This is a genomic window from Lacticigenium naphthae DSM 19658 (genome assembly GCF_000425865.1).
Classification (GTDB): Bacteria; Bacillota; Bacilli; order Lactobacillales; family Carnobacteriaceae_A; genus Lacticigenium; species Lacticigenium naphthae.
This window is the reverse complement of record NZ_AUEG01000010.1, coordinates 24775-51177: the sequence shown is the minus strand read 5'-3', so window position 1 is coordinate 51177 and position 26403 is coordinate 24775. Positions and strand designations below refer to the sequence as shown.

At 39.2% G+C, this 26403-nt stretch carries 28 protein-coding genes; 26 read left to right on the top strand and 2 right to left on the bottom strand.

What is annotated here, in order from left to right; all coding sequences use genetic code 11:
- Window positions 1-86 precede the first annotated feature (86 nt).
- Window positions 87-947 (bottom strand): MurR/RpiR family transcriptional regulator, encoded by an 861-nt coding sequence (locus tag H626_RS0107270; protein ID WP_027108770.1) that lies wholly within the window; start codon window positions 945-947, stop codon window positions 87-89.
- Window positions 948-1144: 197 nt separating this feature from the next.
- Between H626_RS0107270 and H626_RS0107265 the strand changes: the two genes are divergently transcribed.
- The 5 genes from H626_RS0107265 (at window position 1145) to rpoC (ending at window position 12878) form a co-directional block, all read left to right on the top strand.
- Window positions 1145-2167 carry a Gfo/Idh/MocA family oxidoreductase gene (locus H626_RS0107265; protein ID WP_027108769.1) on the top strand — a complete coding sequence of 341 codons (1023 nt, stop codon included), beginning with the start codon at window positions 1145-1147 and terminating at the stop codon, window positions 2165-2167.
- A gap of 395 nt (window positions 2168-2562) precedes the next feature.
- Window positions 2563-3906 carry a uracil-xanthine permease family protein gene (locus H626_RS10885; protein ID WP_051237896.1) on the top strand — a complete coding sequence of 448 codons (1344 nt, stop codon included), beginning with the start codon at window positions 2563-2565 and terminating at the stop codon, window positions 3904-3906.
- Between the two features lie 652 nt (window positions 3907-4558).
- On the top strand, window positions 4559-5161 hold the full coding sequence (locus H626_RS0107255) for a class I SAM-dependent methyltransferase (protein ID WP_027108768.1): 603 nt from the start codon (window positions 4559-4561) through the stop codon (window positions 5159-5161).
- Window positions 5162-5507: 346 nt separating this feature from the next.
- A complete protein-coding gene (gene rpoB, locus H626_RS0107250) occupies window positions 5508-9125 on the top strand; it encodes a DNA-directed RNA polymerase subunit beta (protein WP_156883272.1) in 3618 nt (1205 codons plus the stop codon).
- A gap of 102 nt (window positions 9126-9227) precedes the next feature.
- The gene (gene rpoC / locus H626_RS0107245; RefSeq protein WP_027108766.1) at window positions 9228-12878 is read left to right on the top strand and encodes a DNA-directed RNA polymerase subunit beta'; all 3651 of its coding nucleotides are present in this window, start codon (window positions 9228-9230) and stop codon (window positions 12876-12878) included.
- Window positions 12879-12922: 44 nt separating this feature from the next.
- On the opposite strand, the gene H626_RS10880 is transcribed toward rpoC, so the two are convergent.
- Entirely contained in the window at window positions 12923-13654 is a 732-nt protein-coding gene (locus tag H626_RS10880; RefSeq protein WP_051237895.1) for a prepilin peptidase, read from the bottom strand.
- A gap of 280 nt (window positions 13655-13934) precedes the next feature.
- Between H626_RS10880 and rpsL the strand changes: the two genes are divergently transcribed.
- The 21 genes from rpsL (at window position 13935) to rplF (ending at window position 26375) form a co-directional block, all read left to right on the top strand.
- Window positions 13935-14345 carry a 30S ribosomal protein S12 gene (rpsL, locus tag H626_RS0107235; protein WP_027108765.1) on the top strand — a complete coding sequence of 137 codons (411 nt, stop codon included), beginning with the start codon at window positions 13935-13937 and terminating at the stop codon, window positions 14343-14345.
- Between the two features lie 47 nt (window positions 14346-14392).
- Window positions 14393-14863, top strand: coding sequence for a 30S ribosomal protein S7 (gene rpsG / locus H626_RS0107230; RefSeq protein WP_027108764.1), 471 nt, complete (start codon window positions 14393-14395; stop codon window positions 14861-14863).
- A gap of 74 nt (window positions 14864-14937) precedes the next feature.
- Entirely contained in the window at window positions 14938-17031 is a 2094-nt protein-coding gene (gene fusA / locus H626_RS0107225; RefSeq protein WP_027108763.1) for an elongation factor G, read from the top strand.
- Window positions 17032-17147: 116 nt separating this feature from the next.
- A complete protein-coding gene (tuf, locus tag H626_RS0107220) occupies window positions 17148-18332 on the top strand; it encodes an elongation factor Tu (protein ID WP_027108762.1) in 1185 nt (394 codons plus the stop codon).
- Between the two features lie 398 nt (window positions 18333-18730).
- Window positions 18731-19039 (top strand): 30S ribosomal protein S10, encoded by a 309-nt coding sequence (gene rpsJ, locus H626_RS0107215; protein WP_027108761.1) that lies wholly within the window; start codon window positions 18731-18733, stop codon window positions 19037-19039.
- 46 nt (window positions 19040-19085) lie between these two features.
- Complete coding sequence (gene rplC / locus H626_RS0107210) at window positions 19086-19718, top strand: 50S ribosomal protein L3 (protein ID WP_027108760.1); 633 nt, start codon at window positions 19086-19088, stop codon at window positions 19716-19718.
- A gap of 24 nt (window positions 19719-19742) precedes the next feature.
- A complete protein-coding gene (gene rplD, locus H626_RS0107205; protein ID WP_027108759.1) occupies window positions 19743-20366 on the top strand; it encodes a 50S ribosomal protein L4 in 624 nt (207 codons plus the stop codon).
- Entirely contained in the window at window positions 20366-20656 is a 291-nt protein-coding gene (gene rplW / locus H626_RS0107200; RefSeq protein WP_027108758.1) for a 50S ribosomal protein L23, read from the top strand. Before rplD ends, rplW begins: the two co-directional genes overlap by 1 nt.
- Window positions 20657-20702: 46 nt before the next feature.
- Complete coding sequence (gene rplB / locus H626_RS0107195) at window positions 20703-21533, top strand: 50S ribosomal protein L2 (RefSeq protein ID WP_027108757.1); 831 nt, start codon at window positions 20703-20705, stop codon at window positions 21531-21533.
- Window positions 21534-21589: 56 nt separating this feature from the next.
- Entirely contained in the window at window positions 21590-21871 is a 282-nt protein-coding gene (gene rpsS, locus H626_RS0107190) for a 30S ribosomal protein S19 (RefSeq protein WP_027108756.1), read from the top strand.
- Window positions 21872-21892: 21 nt separating this feature from the next.
- Window positions 21893-22249, top strand: coding sequence for a 50S ribosomal protein L22 (rplV, locus tag H626_RS0107185; protein WP_027108755.1), 357 nt, complete (start codon window positions 21893-21895; stop codon window positions 22247-22249).
- 3 nt (window positions 22250-22252) lie between these two features.
- A complete protein-coding gene (rpsC, locus tag H626_RS0107180) occupies window positions 22253-22906 on the top strand; it encodes a 30S ribosomal protein S3 (protein ID WP_027108754.1) in 654 nt (217 codons plus the stop codon).
- Between the two features lie 2 nt (window positions 22907-22908).
- Window positions 22909-23340, top strand: coding sequence for a 50S ribosomal protein L16 (gene rplP / locus H626_RS0107175; protein WP_027108753.1), 432 nt, complete (start codon window positions 22909-22911; stop codon window positions 23338-23340).
- On the top strand, window positions 23330-23524 hold the full coding sequence (gene rpmC, locus H626_RS0107170; RefSeq protein ID WP_027108752.1) for a 50S ribosomal protein L29: 195 nt from the start codon (window positions 23330-23332) through the stop codon (window positions 23522-23524). Before rplP ends, rpmC begins: the two co-directional genes overlap by 11 nt.
- Before the next feature lie 42 nt (window positions 23525-23566).
- Window positions 23567-23833: a 30S ribosomal protein S17 gene (gene rpsQ / locus H626_RS0107165; protein WP_027108751.1), complete on the top strand. Its 267-nt coding sequence runs from the start codon at window positions 23567-23569 to the stop codon at window positions 23831-23833.
- Window positions 23834-23885: 52 nt separating this feature from the next.
- Window positions 23886-24254 carry a 50S ribosomal protein L14 gene (rplN, locus tag H626_RS0107160; RefSeq protein ID WP_027108750.1) on the top strand — a complete coding sequence of 123 codons (369 nt, stop codon included), beginning with the start codon at window positions 23886-23888 and terminating at the stop codon, window positions 24252-24254.
- A gap of 34 nt (window positions 24255-24288) precedes the next feature.
- A complete protein-coding gene (gene rplX, locus H626_RS0107155; RefSeq protein WP_027108749.1) occupies window positions 24289-24594 on the top strand; it encodes a 50S ribosomal protein L24 in 306 nt (101 codons plus the stop codon).
- A 31-nt stretch (window positions 24595-24625) separates the two neighbouring features.
- A complete protein-coding gene (rplE, locus tag H626_RS0107150) occupies window positions 24626-25165 on the top strand; it encodes a 50S ribosomal protein L5 (protein WP_027108748.1) in 540 nt (179 codons plus the stop codon).
- Window positions 25166-25186: 21 nt separating this feature from the next.
- Window positions 25187-25372, top strand: a complete 186-nt coding sequence (locus tag H626_RS0107145; RefSeq protein ID WP_027108747.1) for a type Z 30S ribosomal protein S14 — start codon at window positions 25187-25189, stop codon at window positions 25370-25372.
- A 36-nt stretch (window positions 25373-25408) separates the two neighbouring features.
- Window positions 25409-25807 carry a 30S ribosomal protein S8 gene (gene rpsH, locus H626_RS0107140; protein WP_027108746.1) on the top strand — a complete coding sequence of 133 codons (399 nt, stop codon included), beginning with the start codon at window positions 25409-25411 and terminating at the stop codon, window positions 25805-25807.
- A gap of 31 nt (window positions 25808-25838) precedes the next feature.
- Complete coding sequence (gene rplF, locus H626_RS0107135) at window positions 25839-26375, top strand: 50S ribosomal protein L6 (RefSeq protein WP_027108745.1); 537 nt, start codon at window positions 25839-25841, stop codon at window positions 26373-26375.
- The last annotated feature ends 28 nt before the right edge of the window (window positions 26376-26403 follow it).

The window sequence follows — 26403 nt, the reverse complement described above, 5'->3', positions numbered from 1 at the left end:
CTTTCCCTTTCTATACTATAACTGAAATCGAACTAGAAGATAAGAAATCTACTGAATTCTTTGAATTGCTAGAAAGGAATCTTCTGTTATTTTTGAAAACGAGTATCAAGTAAAAGCTTCTCAGCATCTATTCGTTTCATCTGATTTTTATCATAATTTGAGACAAAGATACAACCATATACTGTATTCAACACATAATCAATAGCGGCCTGGGAAGAAAAAGTCGTTAATTTAACAGAAGAACTCTCGCTTTTGGTAATGGGCAATAACAGGCTACTTAATTGGGCGATATGAGAAGTGCGATGAGCGGAAACAACGATGATCTTCACACCTCGTTGATGCAAAATCTTTGTAAGAAAATAGGTATCTTTACTTTCGCCACTATAAGATAGAACAATGGCACAATCTTCTTTAGTTAAATTATTAGCTAGATGTCTATTCTCACCAGGTAATAAAGTGTGCTGGACGTATTCGCCAATCTTCATCATTTTATTTTGAAAATTTAGCGCGGGTAAAAAGGCATCTCCATAACCAAAGATGGCTAGTTGATGCGCTCCGCTGATCATGTTTACAGCTTCTTCGACTAATTCAGCAGATAGACTTGCATACGTTTCATGCAAAGAACGAGTAGTCAAATCTAAAATGATTTTTTGTATTTCTTGATAAGTAAGGTCTTCGTTAAAAGGAAAATCAGGGTCAACTGTGGCAGGGATGTTGTATTCTTTTTGAAGTTCAACAGCTAATTTGATCTTAAAATCTTTGTATCCTTTTAACCCGATTTTTCTGCACAATCGCACAATAGTGGAAGTTGAAGTATAGTTTTTTTGAGCAAGTTCTTGAATAGAAAAATAGATCATATCATTTTTGTTCTGGATAACAAAATCAGCAAGTTGTTTTTCTGATTCATTGAACCGCTTTTTTTCTTTTAAGTCGGTTAAAATAGACATAGTAGTTACTCCTCTTAATCGATGTGAATAATTAATAAATTATTCCGTATACTGAAGGATTTTAATTTTTCTTTTGGAACATTGTTACTCTTTTCGGCGTACTCATTTACATACAAACGCTAACGTGATTAAATAAGGTTAACGCACGTAAAAAGTGCACAAAAAATAGAAAATAGAACAAGAAAGAGGCGAAAAGCATGCTGACAATTGCATATATCGGTAATGGCAAGAGCACTAATCGGTATCATATCCCCTATTCCAGTCAACTGGATTTCATCCATATCAAAACGATTTTATCACGGCGTCCCTCTGCATGGGAAGAAATACCGGGAGTCAACTACGTCAAAACGATTGAAAAGATTTGGCAAGATGATGAAGTTGATTTAGTTGTCATCACGACGCCTCCTCAGGCGCACTACTCACTTGCAAAAGAAGCGCTAGTGAACGGAAAACATGTTCTTGTAGAGAAGCCCTTTACCGAAACGGTAAAACAGGCAACAGAATTGTTTCAGTTGGCAAAAGAAAAAGGATTGTTTATTCAAGCTTATCAGAATAGGCGATTTGATTCTGATTTCTTAACGGCCCAAAAAGTAATCGATTCAGGCATTTTAGGTGAAATCAAAGAGGTGGAAATGCATTTCGATTACTTCAGACCAGAAGTTCCTGAAGGTGTGCAAGAGTTCCATCGTTTGGAAAGCTTTGTGTACGGGCATGCTTGTCACACGATCGATCAGGTGCTCTCTTACTTTGGAAGTCCCCGAGCCATTCATTATGACGTCCGCCAGTTATTAGGGGAGAATCGGATGAACGACTATTTCGACTTAGATTTTAATTATAAGAACAATCTGAAAGTTTCTGTTAAATCTAGTTACTTTCGTTTGAAAGAAAGACCAAGTTTCACCGTTTATGGAACAAAAGGAGCATTTATAAAAGAAACGAAGGACCGTCAAGAAGAACACCTCAAATTATTCTATACACCTGAAAATGATGATTTTGGGATCGATTTACCGGAACATTACGGCACTCTCTATTATAAAGATGCTGAAGGAAAATACCATGAGGAAAAAGTGATTTCTGAAGTGGGGAGTTACGGGCGAATATATAAAGGCGTACACGATTCGATTGTATCAGGCAAAGAAAAAATAGTGAAAGACGAAGAAACGATTGAACAAATTGGAATTCTAGAAAAAGCTATCCAAAATATGAACAACTTTATGTAAAACCAAAGAAAACAAGCCCTCAGGCAAAAAGGCTGTATACTTTATCGGAAAGGTGCCAGATCCTCGTCGGATGGTAGCTGTAAACTGCTAAAGTAACGACGTTAGCATCGTGAAGAGGATGCTTTTTCTGACTTTTGGAACACTTTTTTAGGAAATGGTATTTGTGGAAAATGAAGAGTCTGGGAATTGTCCCCGGCTCTTTTTTTATATTGGGCACTGATTGATAGAATTCACTTGAATATTCTGTCGATTCTTGCTATGATGACCAAAGCAAAGTCCTTTAATTTAATCCTGAGAGGTTAAGAAGGGTAGAATCGAACATTATGATACCTACCGAAGGTCCTTTTGCAAAAAAACGAAGGGGCATTTTTTTGTGCCCAGAAAGGAAGATTGGTATGGCGATTAATCAAAGACCGCTTATTTTAGATGTGGAGGATAAACCGACACGGGTGAAAGGCTTGTTTCTGAGTTTTCAGCATGTTTTTGCCATGTTTGGAGCGACGATATTAGTGCCTATTTTGTTAGGAATGCCCATTTCGGTAGCTTTATTTGCGAGTGGGGTAGGAACGTTGATCTATCAACTGGCAACCAAAGCAAAGGTTCCTGTCTATCTGGGGTCTTCTTTTGCATATATTACGGCAATGTCGGTGGCAATGGAACAAATGGATGGAAGCATTGGAGCAGCTCAGACGGGCATTCTTTTAGTAGGGTTAACTTATCTGCTTATATCGGGTGTCATACGTGTAATTGGCACAAAGTGGATAGATAGATTGTTACCCCCTATTGTCATAGGGCCAATGATCATGGTCATTGGGTTAGGTCTGGCTGGTACAGCAGTACAAAATGCAGGGCTAGTATCGGGTGGAGACGGAAGGATCATTCTCGTAGCACTGTTTACTTTCTTGTTAACGGCTTTTGTTAACACAAAAGCTACTGGCTTTCTTAAAATCATTCCGTTCCTTGTTGGAATAATAGGAGGCTATTTACTCGCCTTAGTTTTAGGGTTAGTAGATTTCTCTCCGGTGCTGCAAGCTAACTGGTTGCAGCTGCCAGAATTGTATCTTCCATTTAAAACTTCAACATTTGACTCGTACACGCTTTACTTTGGGCCGGAAGCTCTAGCTATTTTACCTGTAGCCTTAGTTACGATTTCTGAACATATCGGAGATCACACCGTGTTAGGCAAAGTGTGTAATCGAAAATTCTTAAAAGATCCAGGACTAGCAAGAACGTTGATTGGAGATGGAGCAGCAACTGCTTTCTCAGCGTTGATCGGCGGACCAGCCAATACCACGTATGGTGAAAATACAGGTGTCATTGGGATGACGCGAATCGCATCTGTTTCTGTAATACGGAACGCTGCTTTTATCGCTATCAGTTTAAGTTTCTTCGGAAAGTTCACTGCACTCATCTCGACGATTCCGACAGCAGTAATCGGAGGTATGGCGATCTTGCTTTATGGTGTGATTGCCAGTAACGGTTTAAAAGTCTTGATCGACGCCCAAATTGATTTCAATCAGTCTCGAAATCTGGTTATCGCAAGTAGTATGCTTGTGCTTGGACTTGGTGGTGCAATGCTAGATATAGGGTCGATCGTCTCTATATCAGGGACAGCGTTAAGTGCCATAGCAGGTATCCTATTAAACTTGCTCCTTCCGGAAGAGGAAGTTTTTCAAGAGGAGATCGCAAAAGAAAAAAAGGCAAAAATAGCTGAATCTTCAGTAAACAATCAAGCTTAAAACTAGATAAAAGTGAGGAGAGTGGGACAAAAAACGTTCAGACCCGAATAGAGCTCCGCATACTGTATCCGTAAGCCACTAAAGTGTCAACAGATACAGCAACTGGAGCGGATACTCGAAAGATAGTCGCAGACTATCGAAGAGTGTTCGTGAAGTGGCTGTCGGGTCTGTTTTTTGGAGCACGTTTTAGAAAGTAATGTTTGAAAAATGATTAGAGGCTGGGACTTTTGTCCCAGCCTCTTCACTTTTTTTGATGTTACAAAAGAGATCAAACCAAGGTTTTTTTACGGGGAATAATTAGTAAATCAAGTCCCGAATCGGATGGAAAAAACGATAGTATGCTGATCGTTCCGGTTAAGGAACAGACGGAACGACTTTTTGGTTTTCTTAGAATGAATGGGGTCCGCTTATCTGTGTCGACTTTCGTAATAGTGCGATTGTAAAAACAAATAAATATATTCTTGATCCCCGCTACAAGTTCAATACTGAGGAAAATAGTAACTCGTCCATAATCATCCGTTCTTCTATCTATAACAGTTCAACTTTAACATGATCACGTGTGGTGCGTGCTGTTGTTTACATCAAAGAAAGGTTGCGTCTCACCTTTTCCTAAGCTAATATAAAAGTAATCGAAAGAATAAAGGAGATAGCTATGAGCGACCATTATTATACAAACGATCCCAATTCGAAAAGCAATCCGCACACATGGGAATATGAGTTGACTGGACAAACCTTTCGTTTTACCTCAGATTCAGGAGTTTTTTCAAAAGATAAAATTGATTTCGGTTCACAATTGTTGATTGAAACGGTAGTGAACGAGAACATGCCCGAAGGTGATCTTCTGGATGTGGGCTGTGGTTACGGTCCAATCGGCATAGCTTTAGCAAAGGCTTTTCCTGAAAAAATGATTGATATGGTGGACGTAAATCATCGAGCTATAGAATTAGCCAAGGAAAATGCCCAGATGAACAATGTTTCTAATTGTTCGATTTTTTCATCCGATATTTATGAGAATGTGAGTAAAACGGATTATGCTGCTGTCATTTCAAATCCACCTATTCGAGCAGGGAAAAAAGTAGTGCATCAGATTTTGACGGAAGCAAAGGAGCATTTGAAAGGAACAGGTTCTCTTTATATTGTTATCCAAAGAAAACAAGGCGCACCAAGCGCACAGGAAAAAATGGCAGAGATCTTTGGGAATGTAGAGCGGATCGCGTTAGATGCTGGATATTGGATTTTAAAGAGCACAAAATAAGATTGTTGATCACTGTGTTGAAAACAGTGCTGTCTAGGCCTTTAGGAGTCTCTACGCTAAAGGCCTTTTTAACAATATAAATTATTGACAAAAATAGTTATCTCGTGTAGACTTAATAAACGCTATTAATGTAATGAGTGAAGATTTCGTCCGAAATATTGTCCGGGCGCGGTTTTTTAAAGAAAACAAAAGAAATTGTGAATGAAATGCTAGATGAATTCACGATCTTTTGTATTTTTTTTGGTCTAAAACAGCAAAAAGCGGCTGATTGTAACATTTTCTTAATAATTGTTACAGGATTGTAATGGTCCGATTAGACAGCTTATACATTAACAATAATTGAGGGGTGAAAAGCTTGGCAGGGCATAATGTTAATTACGGCAAACTCCGTACACGTAGAAGTTATTCGCGTATTAATGAGGTATTAGAGTTACCTAATTTAATCGAAATACAAACAAATTCGTATGATTGGTTTTTAAAAGATGGATTACGTGAAATGTTTAAAGACATTTCACCGATTGAAGACTTTTCTGGAAATCTTTCTTTAGAATTTACGGATTACAAACTACAAGAACCGAAGTATACAGTTGATGAAGCGCATGCGCATGACGCAAACTATTCTGCACCATTATATGTTAAATTACGTCTCTTAAATAAAGATACTGGCGAAGTAAAAGAGCAAGAAGTATTCTTTGGAGATTTCCCTTTAATGACTGAACAAGGAACATTTATCATTAACGGAGCAGAACGAGTTATTGTATCTCAATTGGTTCGTTCCCCGGGTGTGTATTTTCATCCGAAAGTCGAAAAAAATGGTAGAGAAGGTTTTGGATCTACCGTTATTCCGAACCGAGGAGCTTGGTTAGAGTATGAAACAGATTCTAAAGCTCTCTCAAATGTACGTATTGACCGTACTAGAAAAATCCCGTTGACTGTTTTAGTTCGCGCACTAGGATTTGGATCAGATGATGAAATTTTACAAATCTTTGGTGAGAACGACAGTCTTCGCGCAACAATTGAAAAAGATGTCCATAAAAACATGAGCGAATCAAGAACAGAAGAAGCTTTAAAAGATGTATATGAACGCTTACGTCCAGGTGAACCCAAAACTGCAGACAGTTCAAGAAGTTTATTGACAGCTCGTTTCTTTGATCCTAAACGTTACGACTTAGCTTATGTCGGTCGGTATAAAATCAATAAAAAATTAAACTTAAAAACACGCTTGTTTAATCAAACGTTAGCAGAAACATTAGTAGATGAAGAAACTGGGGAAGTCCTAGCTGAAAAAGGTGATGTTCTAGACCGTGATAAAATCGATACGCTAGCACCTTATTTAGACAAAGGATTGAACAGCGTCACGTACTATCCGTCACAAGAAGGTGTAGTACCAGAACCAGTTGAAGTTCAAGTGGTGAAAGTATTTTCTCCAATCGATCCTGAACGTGTGATCAATGTGATCGGAAATGGCATTATCGAAAAAGATATAAAATATATTCGTCCAGCTGACATATTGGCTTCTATGAGTTATTTCTTTAACTTGCAAGAAGGAATAGGCAAAACGGATGACATTGACCACTTAGGAAATCGTCGAATTCGTTCCGTAGGTGAATTATTACAAAATCAATTCCGTATCGGTCTTTCCAGAATGGAAAGAGTTGTGCGCGAGAGAATGTCGATTCAAGATACTACCACAACAACTCCGCAACAATTAGTCAATATCAGACCCGTTGTTGCATCCCTTAAAGAATTTTTTGGATCATCTCAATTGTCTCAATTTATGGACCAAACGAATCCATTGGGTGAGTTGACACATAAACGCCGTCTTTCAGCTTTAGGACCCGGCGGATTAACAAGAGACCGTGCAGGGTATGAAGTTCGTGATGTGCACTATTCTCACTATGGTCGTATGTGTCCGATCGAAACTCCTGAGGGACCAAACATTGGATTGATCAATAGTTTGTCAACTTATGCAAAAATCAATGAATATGGATTTATCGAAACACCGTATCGCAGAATCGATCGTAAAAATCAGATCGTTACAGACCACATTGATTATTTAACAGCTGATGAAGAAGATCAATATGTTGTAGCCCAAGCAAATGCGCCATTAAACGAAGATGGATCCTTTAAATCAGATTTGGTCCTTGCGCGTTTTGTGGATGAAAACTTAGAAGTAGCTATAGATCGTATCGATTATATGGATGTATCGCCGAAACAAGTTGTTTCTGTTGCGACAGCAAGTATTCCTTTCTTAGAAAACGATGACTCAAACCGTGCGTTGATGGGTGCGAACATGCAGCGTCAGTCAGTTCCCTTGCTCAAACCTGAAGCACCTTTAGTGGGAACAGGTATGGAGTATTTGGCAGCACATGACTCAGGAGCAGCTTTGATTTGTAAGAATCCTGGGATCGTAGAATATGTTGATGCGAAACAAGTACGTATTCGTCAAGAAAATGGAACTTTAGACAAATACGCTCTAGCGAAATTTAAACGTTCCAATGCTGGAACATCTTATAATCAAACTCCAATCGTTGTACATGGAGAAACTGTAGTCAAAGGCGACGTCTTAGCAGATGGACCTTCTATGGAAAAAGGGGAAATGGCTCTAGGGAAAAATCCTTTAGTCGCGTTCACTACATGGGAAGGGTACAACTTTGAAGATGCAGTTATCATGAGCGAACGTCTCGTCAAAGATGATGTCTACACTTCGATCCATATTGAAGAATTTGAATCAGAAGCACGTGATACCAAACTTGGACCGGAAGAGATCACTCGTGAACTTCCGAACGTCGGTGACGATGCATTGAAAAACTTGGATGAAATGGGAATTATTCGCATCGGTGCTGAAGTGACCGATGGAGATATCCTCGTAGGGAAAGTTACTCCTAAAGGGGTATCCGAACTATCTGCAGAAGAAAAACTTCTTCATGCTATTTTCGGTGAAAAAGCTAGAGAAGTAAGAGACACATCTTTACGCGTTTCCCATGGTGGCGGCGGAATCGTTCATGATGTTAAAATCTTTACACGTGAAGCAGGGGATGAACTATCTCCTGGAGTGAACATGCTCGTTCGCGTATTTATTGTTCAAAAACGTAAAATCAATGTCGGAGATAAAATGGCCGGACGTCACGGAAACAAAGGGGTTATTTCTCTTATTCTTCCTGAAGAAGATATGCCATATCTTCCCGACGGTACACCTGTTGATATCATGTTGAATCCATTAGGCGTTCCTTCGCGGATGAACATCGGTCAAGTCCTTGAACTACACATGGGGATGGCTGCTCGGATATTAGGTATTCACATTGCTACACCTGTTTTTGATGGGGCCAGCGATGATGATGTGTGGGCTATGATCAAAGAAGCAGGCATGGATGATGATGCGAAAACTGTTCTTTATGATGGCCGTACGGGTGAAAAATTTGATAATAAAATTTCTGTAGGAGTTATGTACTTCGTTAAATTGGCTCATATGGTCGATGATAAATTACATGCTCGTTCTACTGGACCTTATTCCCTAGTTACGCAGCAACCACTTGGTGGTAAAGCACAATTTGGTGGACAACGTTTCGGTGAAATGGAAGTATGGGCGTTAGAAGCTTATGGTGCGTCATATGCCTTACAAGAAATCCTGACTTACAAATCAGATGATGTTGTCGGTCGTGTGAAAACTTATGAGGCTATTGTTAAGGGCGAACCAATTCCAAGTCCAGGTGTACCTGAATCATTCCGCGTGCTTGTTAAAGAATTACAAGCATTGGGTCTTGATCTGAAAGTATTAGATGGAGAGCATAACGCAATTGATTTAGAAGACACAGATGATGATGACGACAACATGTCACGCGTTGATTCCTTAAGCCAAATGCAAAAAGAACAAGATGAAAGACGTGCGGATGAAGCTGAAAAAGAAGCTAAATTAACTGCACAAAAAAAGGAAGCAGCAGAAGAAACAAATGCTGAAGAGTAACAAGTAAAGAGATTGAAATAGGAAGGTTCTAACATTTTTGGAACCTTCTCTGTTTACTCTATGAGCATGGGCAGCTCAACAATCAAAAGGGAGGTCGGCCCCTTGATAGATGTTAATAATTTTGAAAGCATTCAAATAGGCTTAGCTTCTTCAGATAAGATGCGCAGTTGGTCTTACGGTGAAGTTAAGAAACCAGAAACGATTAATTACCGGACGTTGAAACCAGAGAGAGATGGATTGTTTTGTGAACGTATTTTCGGACCTACGAAAGATTGGGAATGTTCTTGCGGTAAATACAAAAGAATTCATTACAAAGGAATTGTGTGTGACCGTTGTGGCGTAGAAGTAACACGTTCAAAAGTACGTCGCGAACGTATGGGACACATTGAATTAGCAGCTCCCGTAACACATATTTGGTACTTTAAAGGAATTCCTAGTCGTATGGGACTTGTGTTAGATATGAGTCCGCGTGCATTGGAAGAAATCATTTATTTTGCTTCTTATGTTGTAATTGATCCAGGTAGTACCTCTTTAGAGAAAAAACAATTAATGACTGAACGTGAATACCGTGAAAAACGTGCACAATATGGTACGGATTTCCGTGCTGAAATTGGTGCAGATGCGATAAAATCATTGCTTGAAAATGTTGACATGGGTGAGGAAGTTATTGAATTGAAAGAACTTCTTCAATCAGCAACAGGACAAAAACGTACACGTGCAATTCGTCGCTTGGACATCCTGGAAGCATTCCGAAATTCTGGCAATAATCCTGCTTGGATGGTCATGGATGCTGTACCCGTTATCCCGCCAGAGTTGCGCCCTATGGTTCAATTAGAAGGTGGACGTTTTGCAACGAGTGACTTAAACGATTTGTACCGTCGTGTAATCAACCGTAATAATCGTTTGAAACGATTATTAGATTTACATGCACCAAATATTATTGTTCAAAACGAAAAACGTATGTTACAAGAAGCTGTAGATGCGTTGATCGACAATGGTCGCCGTGGTCGTCCAGTTGCTGGACCGGGAAATCGTCCGTTGAAATCTCTTTCTCATATGTTGAAAGGGAAACAAGGTCGTTTCCGTCAAAACTTATTAGGAAAACGTGTGGATTATTCAGGTCGTTCTGTTATCGTGGTTGGTCCGACATTGAAAATGTATCAATGTGGATTGCCTAAAGAAATGGCTATTGAATTATTCAAACCTTTTGTGATGCATGAATTAGTTAAACGAGGAATTGCCAATAATATCAAGGCAGCTAAACGTAAAATTGAAACACATGATGTTGAAATTTGGAGTGTTTTAGAAGAAGTCATTCGTGAACACCCCGTAATGCTTAACCGGGCACCGACATTACACCGTTTGGGTATCCAAGCTTTCGAGCCGATTTTAGTAGATGGGAAAGCAATCCGATTGCACCCATTGGTATGTGAAGCATACAACGCTGATTTCGATGGAGACCAAATGGCTGTCCACGTTCCTTTAAGCGACGAAGCTCAAGCTGAAGCAAGGATCCTCATGCTCGGTGCACAAAATATTCTTAATCCGAAAGATGGTAAACCAGTAGTTACACCCTCTCAAGATATGGTTTTAGGTAACTATTATCTAACGATGGAAGTCGCTGGGAAAATTGGTGAAGGTGCGATCTTCACAGGTGTAGATGAAGCTGAACAAGCCTATCAAAATGGTGACGTTCATTTGCATACACGTGTTGCGGTCCGTACAAGCGATTTACCAAGAAAACATTTTACACCGGAACAAGAAAATAAATATTTGATAACTACAGTCGGGAAAATGATTTTCAATGAAATTATGCCGAATGAATTTCCCTATTTAAATGAACCAACTCAAACCAATTTGGAGAAACAAACTCCAGATGATTACTTCGTTCCTTACGGTACAGATATTCCTGCTTATATAAAAGAGCGAGATATTATCAAGCCATTTAAGAAAAAAGATTTAGGAAATATTATTGCAGAAGTGTTTAAACGTTTCAAAGTTACAGAAACTTCAAAAATGTTGGATGCAATGAAAAACTTAGGCTATAAATATTCTACTCGCTCTGGTATCACAGTAGGAATTGCGGATATCGCGCGACTAGAAGAAAAAGATGAGATCCTTGAAGAAGCGCATGAAAAAGTGGATAGTGTAAATAAGACATTCCGTCGTGGGTTGATTACAGATGAAGAGCGTTACGAAAACGTTATTGATATCTGGAATAAAACCAAAGATACCATCCAAAATCACTTGATGAAAAGTTTAGATGATCACAACAATATCTTCATGATGAGTGATTCTGGTGCGCGTGGGAATATCTCTAACTTTACTCAGTTAGCTGGTATGCGTGGATTGATGGCTGCTCCGAATGGTCAAATCATGGAATTGCCTATCACATCCAACTTCCGTGAAGGATTGTCAGTGTTAGAAATGTTTATTTCTACCCATGGGGCTCGTAAAGGGATGACTGATACAGCCTTGAAAACTGCCGATTCAGGTTATTTGACTCGTCGTTTAGTAGACGTTGCACAGGATGTTATAATCCGTGAAGATGACTGTGGAACAAAACGTGGGCTTGCTGCTCGTTCTATTACAGAAGGTAAAGAAATTATTGAACCGCTCGAAGACCGTATTATTGGACGGTATACACGTAAAACTGTTATTCATCCAGAAACTGGTGCAGTACTCGTTCGTGAAAATGAATTGATTACCGAAGATATTACAAAAGAAATCATTGAAGCCGGTATCGAAGAAGTAACGATCCGGTCCGTATTTAACTGTAACACTCGTCATGGTGTATGTAAGAAATGTTACGGACGTAACTTAGCTACTGGTCGTGAAGTAGAAGTTGGGGAAGCAGTCGGAACGATTGCTGCTCAATCAATCGGAGAACCAGGAACACAGTTAACAATGCGTACATTCCATACAGGTGGGGTTGCTGGAGATGATATTACTCAAGGGTTACCTCGTGTTCAAGAAATATTTGAAGCTCGTCATCCAAAAGGACAGGCGGTCATCACAGAAGTAACTGGTGAAGTTATCTCTATCGAAGAAAATCCTGCTGAATACGCTAAAGAAATAACGATAAAAGGTGCTACCGATACGAGAAGCTACTCTGTTGCTGCAAATGCACGGATGAAAGTTAAAGAAGGTAGCTTCATTAAACGTGGAGAAGCCTTGACAGAAGGGTCGATCGATCCGAAACAGCTACTTGGCGTTAGTGATGTTCTTACAGTTGAAAACTATTTATTACGTGAAGTTCAATATGCATACCGCAGTCAGGGAGTAGAGATTGGGGATAAACATATTGAAGTTATGACACGACAAATGTTACGAAAAGTAAGGGTGTTGGATCCGGGTGACACAGATGTATTGCCAGGAGCATTGCTCGATATCGATGATTTTTCAGAATCAAATAAAAAATCATTGTCAACCGGCGGATTACCTGCTACTGCTCGTCCAGTTCTATTGGGTATCACAAAAGCATCTCTCGAAACAAATAGCTTCTTGTCTGCCGCATCCTTCCAAGAGACCACGCGTGTCTTGACTGATGCTGCAATCAGAGGGAAAAACGATCCATTAATTGGATTGAAAGAGAATGTAATTATTGGTAAGGCTATTCCAGCTGGTACCGGAATGCCGCGTTACCGTAAAATGAAACCTAAAGGTGTGGGCGTAGTAAGCGAAAACGTCTATAGCATTAATGATGAAATGTCAGCTTCATCTAATGAATCACTTTCAAATGATCCGAAATAAGCACAAAAAAAGCTGAGAGGAATCCTCTCAGCTTTTTTTTGTGCTTAAAAGTAGAAGTAAAGCGATTGGATATCAGGAAACAACAATCCAATAGTGTAGCCTAAAAAAATAAAAGGAGCAAAAGGGATAGGATCAGCCCACAGTTTATTTCTTTTTATGGAAATACCCATGATGAAGAGCAAAGCAGTAACGGAGGCAATGAAGAGACTGACTAGACTAATCGAGAAGCCAAATATCCAAGTGAGTAAAACGAGTAGTTTGATGTCTCCACCGCCAAAAGAATGGGGAAATATTTTGAATAAAAGATAACAAAATAAAAAGAGAAGGCTCGCACTCAACAAATCGATCAAGGGATCACCAAGTGAATAGTAAAATTTAAGGATCGTCAAACTCAATAGAAAAAAGAATAAGAGCAGATTGGGCAAAAGGAAATATAAATAATCAGAAACCGATAAAATAAAAGCAAAAAAGAAAAAAACCAGAAGGACCAGCGGAGGGAAAGATACTTGTTGTAGAGAGTAATAAAATGCAAAAGCTGCAAAAAGCTCGATCCAAAAGTGAATTGGCTGGATCCGACTGTGACAATAGTGGCATTTCCCTCTACGAAACAGGTAAGAAAAAACAGGAATCAAATCCATTGCCTGTAGAGTTTTTCCACAAGAGGAACAATGTGACCGAGGAGAAGCTATTGACTGTTTCAACGGAATACGGTAACCTACAACTGTACAAAATGATCCAAAAACACTTCCTATGAGCAAATAAATGAGGTTTGCCATTTGAAAAGCTCCTTTCCATATTCTTATGAATATAAGATACGCAAAGAAATAAGGAATATTTTTTAAGAGTGGTTGACATCGAAAAATATACGTGGTATTATTTCATAGGTGCTTTTGTGTGCAGATACCTGTAACAAGCAGTCATGCTGACTGTGGCACAAAGGCTGATATCACACGATTCATGAGCTGTTCAAATGCAGCAAATAATTTTTTGCGAAAAAAAGAACCGCCTGGATGTGTGGACCTAGTTTCAATAATTTAAGGGAGGAGGAAACAATTCATGCCTACAATTAATCAATTGGTGCGCAAACCTCGTAAATCAAAAGGAGAAAAATCTGAATCTCCAGCTTTGAACAAAGGGTATAACAGTAAAAAGAGAAAACAAACTACAGTATTTTCACCACAAAAACGTGGGGTATGTACTCGTGTCGGAACAATGACTCCTAAAAAACCTAACTCAGCGTTACGTAAGTACGCTCGTGTACGTTTATCTAACTTAATTGAAGTAACTGCGTATATTCCAGGTGAAGGCCATAACTTGCAAGAGCATAGTGTCGTACTTATTCGTGGCGGACGTGTTAAAGACTTGCCAGGGGTACGTTACCATATCGTTCGTGGTGCTTTAGATACGGCTGGAGTATCAGACCGTAGACAAGGTCGTTCTAAATACGGAACTAAAAGACCTAAATAAATACATTTTAAAATTGAATCTAAATATAATTGAAAGGGGGATCCCTAATGCCTCGTAAAGGTCCTGTCGTTAAGCGCGACGTGTTGCCAGATCCAATTTATAATTCAAAATTGGTTACTCGTACGATCAACCGCCTTATGGTTGATGGTAAACGTGGTAAAGCTGCAACAATCTTATATAATGCGTTGGAAACTGTAAAAGAAGAAACAGGAAATGATCCAATGGAAGTTTTTGAAGAAGCGTTAAACAATATCATGCCAGTTCTTGAAGTTAAAGCTCGCCGTGTGGGAGGTTCGAACTATCAAGTACCTGTAGAAGTTCGTCCAGAACGCCGTACTGCTTTAGCATTGCGTTGGTTGATAAATTATTCACGTCTTCGTGGAGAATCTACTATGGAACAACGTTTTGCAAAAGAAATTATGGATGCAGCAAATAACACTGGTGCTTCTGTAAGAAAACGTGAAGAAACACATAGAATGGCAGAAGCTAACAAAGCTTTCGCTCATTACCGTTGGTAAAATATTTTTCCGAACGGGTAGATTACACCTTAATCTACCCAGTTTAAACTACAAAAGAGAGGTGTACAAACTAGATGGCCAAAAGAAAATTCCCGTTACAAGATACACGTAATATCGGAATCATGGCGCATATTGATGCGGGTAAAACCACAACAACTGAGCGTATCCTTTATTACACTGGCCGTATTCATAAAATTGGTGAAACTCATGAAGGAGCTTCACAAATGGACTGGATGGAGCAAGAGCAAGAACGTGGAATCACTATTACTTCTGCTGCTACAACAGCTGAATGGAATGATCACCGCGTTAACATTATCGATACACCCGGACACGTAGATTTCACAGTTGAAGTTGAACGTTCATTGCGTGTATTAGATGGTGCAGTTGCAGTCCTTGATGCACAATCTGGAGTAGAGCCTCAAACAGAAACTGTTTGGCGTCAAGCTACAACTTATGGTGTGCCACGTGTCGTATTTGTAAATAAAATGGATAAAATTGGTGCAGATTTCTTATATGCAAATCACACTTTACACGACCGTCTTCATGCAAATGCTCACCCAATCCAATTAGCGATCGGTGCAGAGGATGATTTTGAAGGAATTATCGACTTAGTTAAGATGAAAGCATACTTCTATGAAGATGATTTAGGTACACGTGTTGATGAAGAAGAAATCCCTGAAGAATACAGAGAGTTAGCTAATACATGGCATACTAAATTAGTTGAAGCTGTTGCTGAATTAGATGAAGAATTAATGATGCAATATCTTGAAGGAGAAGAAATTTCTCAAGAACAACTAAAAAAAGGTATTCGTAAAGCTACATTAGATGTAGAATTCTTCCCCGTAGTATGTGGATCAGCGTTCAAAAACAAAGGTGTTCAATTATTGCTTGATGCAGTGGTTGATTACCTACCATCACCTTTAGATGTTCCTGCAATCAAAGGACATTTACAAGGCGACGATGAAACCGTTGTTGAACGTCATGCAGGAGATGATGAACCGTTCGCTGCTTTAGCATTTAAAGTTGCAACAGACCCTTATGTTGGTCGTTTAACATTCTTCCGTGTGTACTCTGGTACATTACAAGCTGGTTCTTATGTATTAAATGCAACAAAAGATAAACGTGAACGTGTAGGGCGTATCTTACAAATGCACGCAAACTCTCGTCAAGAAATACCTGAAGTATTTTCTGGAGATATTGCAGCTGCAGTTGGTTTGAAAGATACAACTACAGGAGACACATTGTGTGCTCAAGATAACCCTGTTATCTTAGAATCAATGGTATTCCCAGAACCTGTTATCCAAGTTGCTATCGAACCAAAAACAAAAGCTGACCAAGACAAAATGTCTAATGCTTTGCAAAAACTTTCAGAAGAAGATCCAACTTTCCGTGCAGAAACTGATCCTGAAACAGGCGAAACAATCATTGCTGGTATGGGTGAATTACACTTAGATATCATCGTTGACCGTTTAAGACGTGAATTTAAAGTTGATGCTTCTGTTGGAGCTCCGCAAGTATCTTACCGTGAAACATTCACGAAAGAAGTACAAGCTGAAGGTAAATTTGTTCGTCAGTCCGGTGGTAAAGGACAATATGGACACGTTTGGGTTGAATTTGGACCAAACGAAGAAGGCGCAGGATTTGAATTTGAAGATGCAATCGTTGGTGGTGTAGTTCCTCGTGAATATATCCCAGCTGTTAAATCTGGTTTAGAAGCATCATTGCAAAATGGTGTGTTAGCTGGTTATCCATTAGTTGACATTAAAGCTAAACTTTATGATGGTTCATATCATGATGTCGACTCAAATGAAACAGCATTTAAAGTTGCTGCTTCTCTTGCTTTGAAAAATGCTGCGAAAAAAGCAGGTGCTGTAATCTTAGAACCAATGATGGCTGTGGAAGTTACTATTCCAGAAGATTATCTTGGAGACATTATGGGACATATATCTGCTCGTCGCGGAAGCATTGAAGGCAGTGAAGTTCGTGGACCTACAACAATCGTTAAAGGATCGATTCCTTTATCTGAAATGTTTGGCTATGCGACTGCATTACGTTCAGCAACTCAAGGACGCGGAACGTTCACTATGACATTTGATCATTACGAAGCAGTACCGAAAAGTATTGCAGCAGAAATTATCAAAAAAAATGGCGGAACAGTTGCCGAATAATTTGAAATAATTGATTTTCTAAAAGGAAATCGATATACTTTTTATCATAATAATAGAGATAGAATGCTTTATGTCTATTAAAAATCAACACCCACTTAAGAGGAGGAAATTATAAAATGGCAAAAGAAAAATTCGACCGTTCAAAACCACATGTCAATGTTGGTACTATTGGACACGTTGACCATGGTAAAACTACTTTAACAGCAGCAATCACTTACGTATTATCTAAAAAGGGATTTGCTGAAAATCGCGGATACGACTCAATCGATGGTGCTCCAGAAGAGCGCGAACGTGGTATCACAATCTCAACTTCTCACGTTGAATACCAAACTGAACAACGTCACTATGCTCACGTAGACTGCCCAGGACATGCTGACTATGTTAAAAACATGATCACCGGTGCTGCACAAATGGATGGAGCTATCTTAGTAGTATCTGCTGCTGATGGTCCTATGCCACAAACACGTGAACATATCTTACTTTCACGTCAAGTTGGTGTTCCAAGTATCGTTGTATTCTTAAACAAAGTTGATATGGTAGATGACGAAGAATTACTAGAATTAGTTGAAATGGAAGTTCGTGACTTATTAACAGAATACGAATATCCTGGTGACGATGTTCCTGTAATCGCTGGTTCTGCTTTGAAAGCTCTTGAAGGCGACGCTGGCTATGAAGCTAAAATCCAAGAATTAATGGATGCTGTTGACGAATATATCCCAACACCAGAACGTGACACAGAAAAACCATTCATGATGCCAGTTGAGGATGTATTCTCAATTACTGGACGTGGAACAGTTGCTACTGGTCGTGTTGAAACTGGAAAAGTTCGCGTTGGTGACGAAATTGAAATCGTTGGTATACACGATACTAAGAAAACAACAGTTACTGGTGTCGAAATGTTCCGTAAATTACTCGACTATGCTGAAGCTGGAGATAACATTGGTGCTTTATTACGTGGTATGTCACGTGAAGATATTGAACGTGGACAAGTTTTAGCAAAACCAGGTTCAATTACACCGCATACAGAATTTGAAGGAGAAGTTTATATCCTTTCAAAAGAAGAAGGCGGACGTCATACTCCTTTCTTCACAAACTACCGTCCACAATTCTACTTCCGTACAACAGACGTTACTGGAGTAATTGAATTGCCAGAAGGTACAGAAATGGTTATGCCTGGAGATAACGTATCAATTAAAGTTACATTGATCGCTCCAATCGCTATCGACGAAGGTACTAAATTCACAGTTCGTGAAGGCGGACGTACTGTCGGCGCTGGTGTTGTATCTAAAGTTGTAAAATAAATCATTTCTTAAATGATTGAATGAATAACGAGAAGAAGACCGGACTATAGTCCGGTCTTCTTTTTTTCGTTAAAAGCAAGGAATCGATTTATTCTCTTTTAAGAATAAAATAGTTGCATATTTTTTCTACTATATATATAGTAGAAAAAGTATATCAGTAGCCGACATAAAAAAAATTAAAACATAGCAAAAATAACTTGCTTTATCTTCTGGTTTTTTGTATACTGTTAAAGGTGTCGGTTTATGAATATAAAACGCACAGGGAGGGTCTCCTTAAAGGACCCAAGGCTAAGAAGCGAGAGGTTGCGACACACCCGGCCGCTTTGTCACGGAAGAGTGTGTTGGAAATTTTCGTGGAGCAATGTCTCATTTTTAAAATAGGCGAAGGAGGGAATAAAATGGCAAAACAAAAGATTCGTATCCGTTTGAAAGCATATGAACACCGTCTGCTTGATCAATCTGCAGAGAAAATTGTTGAAACAGCAAAGAGAACTGGTGCTGAAGTTTCAGGACCAATACCATTGCCAACTGAAAGATCTTTATATACAGTTATTCGTGCACCGCACAAATATAAAGATTCTCGTGAGCAATTTGAAATTCGCACGCACAAACGCTTAGTTGATATCATTAACCCAACACCAAAAACTGTTGATGCGTTAACGAAACTTGATTTACCAAGTGGCGTAGATATCCAAATCAAACTTTAATTTATTGGAATAAAATTTAAACTATAAAAATAATGGAGGTGTACTCATGACCAAAGGAATCTTAGGAAAAAAAGTGGGGATGACTCAAATTTTCAACGAAAGTGGAGAATTTGTACCAGTAACTGTGATCGAAGCTACTCCAAACGTTGTTCTTCAATTGAAGACAATGGATAATGATGGCTACGAAGCAATACAAGTTGGTTTTCAGGACAAACGTGAAGTATTGTCTAATCGGCCCGCACAAGGTCATGTTAAAAAAGCAGGAACAACTCCTAAGCGCTTCATACGTGAAATCGTCGATGTTGAGCTAGGAGATTATAAAGTAGGACAAGAAATAAAAGTAGATGCGTTCGAAGCTGGAGACATCGTCGACGTAACGGGGACTTCAAAAGGTAAAGGTTTCCAAGGTGTTATTAAACGTCACGGCCAAAGCCGCGGACCAATGACACACGGATCTCGTTACCATCGTCGTCCTGGTTCAATGGGTCCCGTTGATCCAAACCGCGTATTCAAACGCAAGTTATTACCTGGACGTATGGGCGGAGATCGCGTAACAATTCAAAACTTAGAAATTGTACGTGTAGATACTGAACGCAATGTAATCCTCGTAAGAGGAAATGTACCTGGAGCTAAAAAATCCTTGATACAAATCAAAACAGCTACTAAGGCTGCTAAATAAGTATAGGGAAGGAGGAGCAATAGAATGCCAAACGTAACTTTATTTAAACAAGATGGAACTAAAAAAGGCGAAGTTACCTTAAATGATACAATTTTCGGAATTGAACCTAATAATAATGTAATCTTTGATGCAGTCACTATGCAACGCGCATCTTTGAGACAAGGAACACATTCGGTTAAAAACCGTAGCGCTGTTCGTGGTGGTGGACGCAAACCATGGGCACAAAAAGGAACTGGACGTGCACGTCAAGGTTCGATCCGTTCACCACAATGGCGTGGAGGCGGAGTTGTTTTCGGACCGACACCTCGTTCATATAGCTATAAATTACCTAAGAAAGTTCGTCGTCTAGCTATTAAATCTGTCCTTTCCGCTAAAGTGGCAAGTGATGATTTATTTGTAGTCGATGTATTGAACTTTGATAAACCAAAAACTAAAGAGTTTAGAGAGATGCTAATAAATCTTGAAGCAGGCAAAAAAGTGTTATTCGTCATTGAAGACGGTAATGAATTTGCAGCATTATCTGCACGCAACTTAGGTGGAGTTAAAGTAATTAACCCATCTAACGTAAATGTGTTAGATGTAATATCTGCTAACAAAATGATTTTGACGCAAACTGCTCTGACTAAGGTAGAGGAGGCACTTCAATAATGGATGCACGCGACGTTGTAAAGCGCCCAATCATCACTGAGGCTTCCATGTTTGCTATGGAAGATAAGAAATATACCTTTGAGGTGGATCTACGCGCAAATAAAACAGAAGTAAGACAAGCCGTCGAAAAATTATTCGGCGTGAAAGTAAAAAAAGTAAACATTGTGAACACTCCTCGTAAATTAAAACGTATGGGAAAATATTCTGGCTATACAAAAAAACGTCGGAAAGCAATTGTTTCTTTAACTGATGAATCTAATGACATCACATTGTTCGAAAAAAGCGAATAATCATTCAAGCATTTAAGCTTGAAACACATTAAAAGGAGGGACTAACGTGGCGATTAAAAAGTATAAAGCTACCACAAATGGTCGTCGTAACATGACGGGTTCTGATTTTGCTGAAATCACTTCAACAACACCAGAAAAAACTTTGATGCAATCTAACCCTAAACGTGCCGGCCGTAATAACAATGGTAGAATCACCGTTCGTCATCAAGGCGGAGGCCACAAACGTCAATACCGTATAATTGACTTTAAACGTAATAAAGACGGTATTAGAGGTATTATTAAGACAGTTGAATATGATCCAAATCGTTCAGCTAACATTGCGTTAGTGCAATACGAAGATGGGGTAAAAACATATATTTTAGCACCTAAAGGAATCGAAGTTGGACAAGAAGTCATGTCTGGCCCAGATGCTGATATCAAATCAGGTAATGCTTTGGAGTTAAAAGATATCCCAGTTGGTTCATTTGTTCATAATATTGAAATGAAACCTGGTAAAGGCGGACAATTAGTTCGTTCAGCTGGAACAAGCGCTCAAGTTCAAGGTAAAGAAGGAAAATACGTATTAGTACGTTTAGCTTCAGGCGAGAGCCGTTTGATCCTTGCAACTTGTCGAGCAACTATTGGTTCTGTTGGTAATGAACAACACGAATTAATCAATATTGGTAAAGCAGGACGTAACCGTTGGAAAGGTAAAAGACCAACTGTACGTGGGTCTGTAATGAACCCGAACGATCACCCACACGGTGGTGGTGAAGGTAAAGCACCAATCGGTCGCCCAGGACCATTAACTCCTTGGGGTAAACCTGCACTTGGTTATAAGACTCGTAATGTTAAAAAACAATCAAGCAAGATGATCGTTCGCGGTCGTAAAAAATAAGTAACAGGGTTGGGAAGCCAACCTATTCTCTTTAAAACCTGGAAGGAGGTTTATCCATGAGTCGCAGCTTAAAAAAAGGACCTTTCGTCGATGATCACTTAATGAAAAAAGTGGAAGCGATGGAAGCAAACGAAAAAAAGACTGTAATTAAAACATGGTCACGCCGTTCTACCATTTTCCCAAATTTTGTGGGTCATACTATTGCAGTATATAACGGACGCAAACACGTTCCTGTATATGTGCAAGAAGACATGGTTGGACATAAATTAGGTGAATTTTCACCAACAAGAACGTACCGAGGCCATTCCAAAGACGATAGAAAAACAGCTAAACGCTGATAGTGAGGGGAGGATTAATTCATGGCAGAACAAAATACAGCAGCAACTGCTACTGCGAGAATGGTTCGTATTGCTCCACGCAAAACTCGTCTGGTCGTTGATTTGATTAGAGGAAAAAAAGTTGGAGAAGCTATTTCCATTTTACGTTTTACAACACGAGGCGCTACTGAAGCAGTAGAAAAAGTTCTCATGTCGGCAATTGCAAATGCTGAACACAATTATGATATGGATATTGAAGAATTGGTAGTTAGCGAAGCTTATGTCAATGAAGGACCTACCTTGAAACGGTTCCGTCCTCGTGCCAAAGGCTCAGCATCACCCATTAACAAACGGACAAGCCACATTACGATCGTGGTAACAGAGAAGAAGGAGGGGTAATCTGTGGGACAAAAAATAAATCCTCATGGTATGCGTGTTGGCGTCATTCAAGACTGGGACGCTAAATGGTACGCAGAAAAAGATTTTGCTGACAACTTACACGAAGACTTAGCAATACGCAAATATATTGATAAGAACTTGAGTGATGCATCAGTATCTAGAATAGAAATTGAACGTGCGGCAAACCGTATCAATCTTTCTCTTCACACAGCTAAGCCGGGTATGGTTATCGGTAAAGGTGGATCAGAAGTTGATACACTTCGTCGTAAACTGAATGATATGACAGGCAAACGTGTTCATGTGAACATCATTGAAATTAAACGCCCTGACTTAGATGCTACTTTAGTAGCTCGAAGCATTGCTGAACAACTTGAAAACCGCGTCTCATTCCGTCGTGCTCAAAAACAAGTACTGCAACGCACAATGCGTTCAGGAGCTAAAGGTGTTAGAACAATGGTTGCTGGCCGCTTGAATGGAGCAGATATCGCTCGTAGTGAGAGTTTCGCTGAAGGTTCAGTACCTCTACACACAATTCGTGCAGATATTGATTACGCAAACGAAGAAGCTGATACTACTTATGGTAAAATCGGCGTTAAAGTATGGATCTATAAAGGCGAAGTATTGCCAGAAAAGTATGATAAGAAAGGAGGGAAATAAACATGTTAGTACCTAAACGTGTAAAATTTCGTCGTGAATTTAGAGGTCGCATGAAAGGCGAAGCTAAAGGCGGAAAAGAAATTGCTTACGGTCAATATGGCTTGCAAGCTATTGAATCGCATTGGGTAACCAATCGTCAAATAGAAGCAGCTCGTGTTGCAATGAATCGTTACATGAAACGTGGTGGGAAAGTATGGATTAAAATTTTCCCTCATAAACCAGTGACAGCCAAAGCAATCGGAGTCCGTATGGGTTCTGGTAAAGGAGCTCCTGATGGATGGGTCGCACCAGTAAAACGTGGTAAAATCATGTTTGAAATTGCGGGCGTATCTGAAGAAGTAGCTCGTGAAGCGTTGCGTTTGGCTTCACACAAACTACCTATGAAAACTAAGGTAGTAAAACGCGAAGAAAGTGGTGAATCGAATGAAGGCTAAAGAAATCCAAAATTTATCCACTGCTGAAATGATTGAAAAAGAAAATGAATTCAAAGAAGAATTATTTAACTTACGTTTTCAATTAGCAACTGGTCAATTAGAAAACACCGCACGCATTAATGAAGTCCGCAAATCGATTGCACGCATCAAAACTGCACTGCGTCAAGCAGAATTGCAAAAATAAGTTGCATGACTTTGAATGAATGTAAAAGGAGGACAAAGCCCAATGAGTGCAGAACGTAATAATCGTAAAGTTTATCAAGGTCGCGTTGTTTCTGACAAAATGGATAAAACCATCGTAGTAGAAATTTCTACTCAAAAACAACACAAGATGTATGGTAAACGCATGAAATATTCAACTAAATTTAAAGCACATGACGAAGACAATACCGCTAAAATAGGCGACATCGTCAAAATAATGGAAACACGTCCATTGTCAAAAGACAAACGTTTCCGTCTACTAGAAGTTGTAGAAGAAGCAATCGTTCTTTGATTTTCAAAAAAAAAAGAGTATAATTTTTTGAGTACGAGAGGAGGATCCCAACGTGATTCAAACAGAAAGTCGTATGAAAGTGGCTGACAACTCAGGTGCACGCGAAGTCTTAGTCGTGAAAGTATTGGGTGGTTCAGGCCGCAAATCAGCAAACATTGGCGACCAGGTCGTCGTAACAGTGAAACATGCAACACCAAATGGCGTTGTCAAAAAAGGTGAAGTCGTTCGTGCAGTTATTGTTCGTACAAAATCAGGAAAACGCCGTGCAGACGGTTCTTACATCAAATTTGATGAAAATGCCTGTGTAATTATTCGTGATGATAAAGCACCACGTGGTACACGTATCTTCGGACCAGTTGCCCGCGAATTGCGCGACAATGACTTCATGAGAATTGTTTCATTAGCTCCAGAAGTTCTTTAATAAAAACATCCGGCGTAAGGAGGTACGAGTAAACATGTTCATTAAAACAGGAGATAAAGTAAAACTTATAACTGGTAAAGATAAAGGCAAAGAAGGAACAGTAATTAAAACTTTTCCTAAAAAAGATAAAGTGATCGTTGAAGGTCTCAACATCATGAAGAAACATAACAAACCGAGCAATACAAGCCCACAAGGCGGCATTTTAGAAACTGAAGCACCTATTCATGTTTCAAATGTTATGCTTATTGACCCATCAAATAATGAAGCTACACGTGTAGGTTATAAATTTGAAGATGGTAAGAAAGTTCGCTACGCCAAAAAAACTGGTGAAGCTTTATAATTAATGAAATTAGGAAGGAGGTAATTACCGAATGAACCGCCTCAGAGAAAAATATACGAACGAAGTACGTCCATCAATGGTGGAAAAATTTGGATATTCATCTATCATGCAAGCACCTAAAGTTGATAAAATTGTTTTAAACATGGGTGTTGGTGATGCAGTATCAAACGCTAAAAATCTTGATAAGGCTGTCGACGAATTAACATTGATTGCTGGTCAAAAACCTATCATAACTAAAGCAAAAAAATCTATTGCTGCTTTCCGTTTACGTGAAGGAATGCCGATCGGTACTAAAGTAACTTTACGTGGAGAACGCATGTATGATTTCTTAGATAAATTAGTTAATGTATCTCTTCCTCGTGTGCGTGACTTCCGTGGTATTAGCAAAAATGCTTTTGACGGACGTGGAAACTACACTTTAGGAGTAAAAGAACAATTGATTTTCCCAGAAATTGACTATGACACAGTTGACAAAGTCCGCGGAATGGATATCGTTATTGTAACAACTGCACAAACTGACGAAGAAGCACGTGAAATGCTCAGTCAAATGGGAATGCCATTCCAAAAATAAAACAAGGAGGGTACTGTAGAAATGGCTAAAAAAGCAATGATTGAAAAAAACAAGAAACCAGCCAAATTTTCAACTCAGGAATATACCCGCTGTGAACGTTGCGGACGTCCACACTCAGTCTATAAAAAATTTAAACTTTGCCGCATTTGCTTACGCGAACTTGCTTACAAAGGGCAAATTCCTGGAATGAAAAAAGCAAGCTGGTAAACAGAAGAAAACTTGTACAAGGGAGGCTTATAACGAATGGTCATGACAGATCCTATTGCAGATTTCCTGACTCGTATACGTAATGCAAATTCAGCACGTCATACGACAGTAGAAATACCTGCTTCAAAATTGAAAAGAGAGATGGCCAACATCTTGAAAAACGAAGGATTCGTCAAAGATGTCGAATTCCTAGAAGATGATAAACAAGGTGTTATCCGTATTTTCTTAAAATATGGTCAAAATAATGAACGTGTTATTTCTGGCTTAAAACGTATTTCTAAACCTGGTTTGCGTGTATACGTGAATGCAGAAGAAATACCGAAAGTATTAAATGGCTTAGGTATTGCTATCGTTTCAACATCAAATGGTGTCGTTACAGATAAAACAGCAAGAGCTAAAAATGTCGGCGGAGAAATCCTCGCATACGTTTGGTAAAAATAGAACAAAATGAAGGAGGTGCCTTACTGTGAGTCGTATCGGAAATAAAGTAATTACAATTCCTGAAGGAGTTACTGTTACACAAAACGGCGAAAACGTAACGGTTAAAGGACCTAATGGAGAATTATCTCGTTCAATTAGTCCATTAATCACGATGAATGTTGGAGACAATGAGCTCGCATTCACTCGTCCAAATGAATCAAAACAAGCTAAAACTATCCACGGAACAACTCGTGCGGTCGTAAACAATATGGTCGAAGGTGTAACTGTTGGATTCACCAAAGCACTAGAGTTAAACGGGGTTGGGTACCGTGCCCAATTACAAGGTCAAAAATTAATCTTGAACGTAGGTCTTTCTCACCAAGTTGAGTTTGAAGCTGAAGAAGGATTAACTGTTGAAGTACCTTCTAATACTCGTATTACTATTAAAGGTGCAAACAAAGAAAGCGTTGGCGCATTAGCTGCTAACATTCGTGCTGTTCGTCCACCTGAACCTTATAAAGGTAAAGGAATTCGTTATGAAGGTGAATATGTACGTCGTAAAGAAGGTAAAACTGGGAAATAAACGCCTAGTTGCCTAACAATCAAATAAA

What these genes read in the sequence shown, in the direction of transcription:
- H626_RS0107270 (WP_027108770.1), bottom strand. Translation starts at nt 947, where the DNA reads ATGTCTATTTTAACCGACTTAAAAGAAAAAAAGCGGTTCAATGAATCA.
- H626_RS0107265 (WP_027108769.1), top strand. Translation starts at nt 1,145, where the DNA reads ATGCTGACAATTGCATATATCGGTAATGGCAAGAGCACTAATCGGTAT.
- H626_RS10885 (WP_051237896.1), top strand. Translation starts at nt 2,563, where the DNA reads ATGGCGATTAATCAAAGACCGCTTATTTTAGATGTGGAGGATAAACCG.
- H626_RS0107255 (WP_027108768.1), top strand. Translation starts at nt 4,559, where the DNA reads ATGAGCGACCATTATTATACAAACGATCCCAATTCGAAAAGCAATCCG.
- H626_RS10880 (WP_051237895.1), bottom strand. Translation starts at nt 13,654, where the DNA reads ATGGCAAACCTCATTTATTTGCTCATAGGAAGTGTTTTTGGATCATTT.
- rpsL (WP_027108765.1), top strand. Translation starts at nt 13,935, where the DNA reads ATGCCTACAATTAATCAATTGGTGCGCAAACCTCGTAAATCAAAAGGA.
- rpsG (WP_027108764.1), top strand. Translation starts at nt 14,393, where the DNA reads ATGCCTCGTAAAGGTCCTGTCGTTAAGCGCGACGTGTTGCCAGATCCA.
- fusA (WP_027108763.1), top strand. Translation starts at nt 14,938, where the DNA reads ATGGCCAAAAGAAAATTCCCGTTACAAGATACACGTAATATCGGAATC.
- tuf (WP_027108762.1), top strand. Translation starts at nt 17,148, where the DNA reads ATGGCAAAAGAAAAATTCGACCGTTCAAAACCACATGTCAATGTTGGT.
- rpsJ (WP_027108761.1), top strand. Translation starts at nt 18,731, where the DNA reads ATGGCAAAACAAAAGATTCGTATCCGTTTGAAAGCATATGAACACCGT.
- rplC (WP_027108760.1), top strand. Translation starts at nt 19,086, where the DNA reads ATGACCAAAGGAATCTTAGGAAAAAAAGTGGGGATGACTCAAATTTTC.
- rplD (WP_027108759.1), top strand. Translation starts at nt 19,743, where the DNA reads ATGCCAAACGTAACTTTATTTAAACAAGATGGAACTAAAAAAGGCGAA.
- rplW (WP_027108758.1), top strand. Translation starts at nt 20,366, where the DNA reads ATGGATGCACGCGACGTTGTAAAGCGCCCAATCATCACTGAGGCTTCC.
- rpsS (WP_027108756.1), top strand. Translation starts at nt 21,590, where the DNA reads ATGAGTCGCAGCTTAAAAAAAGGACCTTTCGTCGATGATCACTTAATG.
- rplV (WP_027108755.1), top strand. Translation starts at nt 21,893, where the DNA reads ATGGCAGAACAAAATACAGCAGCAACTGCTACTGCGAGAATGGTTCGT.
- rplP (WP_027108753.1), top strand. Translation starts at nt 22,909, where the DNA reads ATGTTAGTACCTAAACGTGTAAAATTTCGTCGTGAATTTAGAGGTCGC.
- rpmC (WP_027108752.1), top strand. Translation starts at nt 23,330, where the DNA reads ATGAAGGCTAAAGAAATCCAAAATTTATCCACTGCTGAAATGATTGAA.
- rpsQ (WP_027108751.1), top strand. Translation starts at nt 23,567, where the DNA reads ATGAGTGCAGAACGTAATAATCGTAAAGTTTATCAAGGTCGCGTTGTT.
- rplX (WP_027108749.1), top strand. Translation starts at nt 24,289, where the DNA reads ATGTTCATTAAAACAGGAGATAAAGTAAAACTTATAACTGGTAAAGAT.
- rplE (WP_027108748.1), top strand. Translation starts at nt 24,626, where the DNA reads ATGAACCGCCTCAGAGAAAAATATACGAACGAAGTACGTCCATCAATG.
- H626_RS0107145 (WP_027108747.1), top strand. Translation starts at nt 25,187, where the DNA reads ATGGCTAAAAAAGCAATGATTGAAAAAAACAAGAAACCAGCCAAATTT.
- rpsH (WP_027108746.1), top strand. Translation starts at nt 25,409, where the DNA reads ATGGTCATGACAGATCCTATTGCAGATTTCCTGACTCGTATACGTAAT.